This is a genomic window from Povalibacter sp. (genome assembly GCF_036735925.1).
Classification (GTDB): Bacteria; Pseudomonadota; Gammaproteobacteria; order Steroidobacterales; family Steroidobacteraceae; genus Steroidobacter.
Window position 1 is genome coordinate 17,286 of record NZ_DAINNK010000058.1, and the last position, 1,340, is coordinate 18,625.

At 63.4% G+C, this 1,340-nt stretch carries 1 protein-coding gene; it reads right to left on the reverse strand.

Going from position 1 to position 1,340, the window contains the following annotated elements; genetic code table 11:
* Nucleotides 1-1,340 (reverse strand): SpoVR family protein (locus V7D81_RS16585; protein ID WP_324318269.1); only part of this gene is annotated, 1,340 nt, incomplete at both ends.

The following is a 1,340-nucleotide window of genomic DNA, read 5'->3' on the forward strand; positions in this document are numbered from 1 at the left end:
GACACCGCAAGTTCCACCGTTCGCTTGTCGTTATCCACCGTAGTGATCGTCACCGGCCGGCGCCACACGCGGGCGATGTATTCGAGCACTTTGCGGCCGCGTTCGGGATCGAGACCGCGTCCATCGGTCATGTGATCGTGCACCAGTTCCAGTTTGCCATCGACGTGGATGCGCGCGGCGCTGACGGTCGGCGCGCCGAAGCCGTATTTCGGCGCCAGCAGCGCGTCGTGCAGCAGGGGCAGGTCGGTTTCCTGGACCGTCATCGTGCCGTTCGACGGGCCCTTGAAATGGAACAGCTTCAGTTCCTTGGCGAGATCCGCGGTGAGGTGATTGCGGATGAAGGCGAAGTCGTCGTCTTCGCACATGATCTTGCGTGCGCCTTCCAGGCCGCGCTCCTCGACGATCTTTTCCCAGATCGAAAATCCCAGGTGATAGGGATTGGTCTGCAGCGCGACGTTCTCGCCGCTCGCCGTCGGCCGCACGACGTCGGAATGACACTTGATGGCGTCGACATACGCTGACTGCGGCAGGAAATCCGCCTCGCGCAGCAGCCGCGCATGCCAGAACGACGCCCAGCCTTCGTTCATGATCTGGCAGGCGAACACGGGATAGAAATAGAACGACTCTTCGCGCACGGCGAGGAAGATGTCGCGTTCCCAGGGTTCGAGTTCGGGCGCGTAGTTCGCGATGAACCAGAGCAGGTCCTTTTCGGGATGCGGCGGAATCGGTGCGCGCTTCGAGGTGGCGGTCGGCTTCGGACGCGCGGTGTCCGGTCCGAGCGCGGCGAAGCGTCGCGCGAATTCGCTGTCGGGTGCCTGTGACGGTTCGGGCAGCAGTTCGGGATAGCGTTCCCGGCGCACGCCCTGATCGATGTCGATGTGCTGTTCGAGCGACAGCGCCGCATCGAGTACCGACTCGACTTTCTCCAGCCCGTGTTCCTGGATCGCCACGCCGATCTGGCGCGCATGCGCGGCGGCCTGTTCGACGATGTGCTCGCCGACCTGCTGCTGACTGCGCCGGAACAGCAGGTTGTTGGTGGAGAAATCCGCGTGCCCGAGCACGTGCGCCGTGACCAGCACGTTCTCGGCGTAGCTGTTGCTCTTGGCGAGATAGGCGCGACCGGGATTGCCGGGGAAGACGACTTCGAACAGCTTCGACAGTCCCATGCGGTGCTGGATGAGCTGGTAGATGTAGCGCACGCCGAACGACCAGTGCGGCATGCGTACCGGCAGACCGTAGATCGCGATCTCGGTCATGAAGCTTTCCGGGACCACTTCGAATTCGACGCGGTCGTAGCGCATGCCCTGACTGCGCGCGAGCTCTTCGATGCGCGAGATGTG